The sequence below is a fragment of the Aeromicrobium sp. 50.2.37 genome (assembly GCF_024655735.1).
Lineage (GTDB): Bacteria > Actinomycetota > Actinomycetes > Propionibacteriales > Nocardioidaceae > Aeromicrobium.
Genome location: NZ_JANLGG010000058.1, coordinates 1 through 1269, shown reverse-complemented (window position 1 = coordinate 1269; position 1269 = coordinate 1). Strand labels below are relative to the sequence as shown.

Genomic DNA, 1269 nt, shown 5'->3' with positions numbered 1-1269 from the left:
TGGGCGGATTCGTGTCGTGGGTGCAACGGGTTGGTCTCAGGCGCCGAGGATGAGTCGGGGCATGAGTTCGTCGGGTTGAGCGTAGTCGAGGCGTTTGCGGGGTCGGGCGTTCATCGCGGCTTCGACCTCGGCGAGGTCGGCGGCGGTGTGGACTGACAGGTCGGTGCCCTTGGGGAAGTACTGGCGCAGCAGTCCGTTGGTGTTCTCATTCGAGGGCCGGTGCCAGGGGGTGCGGGGGTCGGCGAAGTAGACGTCGATCCCGGCCTGGACGGCGACCTGTTTGTGGTGGGCCAGTTCTTTGCCCTGGTCCCAGGTCAGGGACTTGCGCAGATGCTCGGGCAGTTCACGTAGCCGGGCGATGAGCGCGGCGGTGACCTCCTCGACGCCCCGTCCGTTGGGCAGGTGCAGCAATAGCAGGTAGCCGGTGGCGCGTTCGACGATCGTGGCGATCGCCGAGGCGTTGTTCGCCCCGATGATCAGGTCGCCCTCCCAGTGTCCGGGGATTCGGGTGCCGTCGGGCAGGTCCACCGGTGGCCGGTCATGGATCGAGACCATGTCCGGGATCAGCCCGCGACCGTCGGGGGCAGCGTGGGCGTTCGGGACTCGACGCGCTCTGCCCGATCGCAGCGCGCCGGTGACTTCGCGTTTGAGCTCGCCGCGGGGCTGCAGATAGATCCAGCGGTAGATCGTCTCGGGGTGCACCCACATCTCCGGCTCGTCGGGGAAGTCTCGACGCAATCGTCCCGCGATCTGCTCCGGAGACAAACGCCGCCGCCCCGTCAGGTCAGCGACCACCCGCTGGCGCAGCCGCAGGTTCGCGTCGATCTTGCGCGTCTGGGGTCGTGCCGCAGCAGCGAACGCGACCGCATGGGCCCGTTTGGCCCGATACCGACCCCGCCCGTCGCGGCCACGACCGATCTCGCGGCTGATCGTCGAGGGCGCCCGTCCCAGATCGGCTGCGATCGCACGCATCGAACGGCCCTGCGCCAGGGCGACCTCGACATGAACTCGGTCCTCAAAGGACAACCGCGACGACGTCGTCCGGACCCGACGCGGCCGGATTCCACCAGCCTCAGCGATCCGGTTGAACACCGTCTTGCGATCGACCCCTACCGCCACCGCCGCCACGTCCATGCCCTGACCCGAGCACCACACATCCCACATCCGCACCTGCATCCCCGCGAGCATCCGAGGCGAGAACGACCCAGCAGCAACCATCATCATCAACACCCATCCAGTCTGGTGTTGCACCCACGATGCGGCCCCGCC

1 protein-coding gene is annotated in these 1269 nt (G+C 68.0%); it reads right to left on the bottom strand.

Going from position 1 to position 1269, the window contains the following annotated elements:
* Positions 1-36 precede the first annotated feature (36 nt).
* The coding region (locus NUV38_RS17080) for an IS30 family transposase (RefSeq protein ID WP_257730259.1) at positions 37-1269 on the bottom strand (1233 nt) is incomplete at its 5' end.